At 58.4% G+C, this 389-nt stretch carries 1 protein-coding gene; it reads left to right on the top strand.

Features of this window, described 5'->3' with window-relative positions; all coding sequences use genetic code 11:
* Positions 1-389, top strand: a 389-nt coding sequence (locus TMES_RS22885) for a hypothetical protein (protein ID WP_211276000.1), incomplete at both ends; no start/stop codon positions are given.

Below are 389 nucleotides of genomic sequence, written 5' to 3' on the forward strand. Positions count from 1 at the left end.
TTGTCGAACTTCGGGTCTTTGGCAGTGTCGGGGAATGCTGCAATCAGCAATACCACCCTGGTCATGTCAGGCAATAACCTTGCGGTTGGCGAGACCTACACCATTGTCGGGGCGGGCGGAACCGGGGCTTATGCGATTACGACGGCTTCGGTTGTTGGCACATCGGGGCGCGGCGCGACCACGGCGACCGTGGGCAAAGATCTTGTCGTGACGATTACGCAGACTTCGGGCGGTTATCAATCGATCGGTTCGCAAAATGGCGGTGTTGCCGGGTCGCTTGGCGCGACACTGGACAAAATCAATAACAGTTCCTCGGTCCAGGCGGTTGCGTTTCAGAACAAGGTTCTGGCAGCAATTAACAGCCTGCCGACAAGCCAGCAGGGGGCGGC

It is taken from the genome of Thalassospira mesophila (assembly GCF_002115755.1).
GTDB classification, from domain to species: domain Bacteria; phylum Pseudomonadota; class Alphaproteobacteria; order Rhodospirillales; family Thalassospiraceae; genus Thalassospira; species Thalassospira mesophila.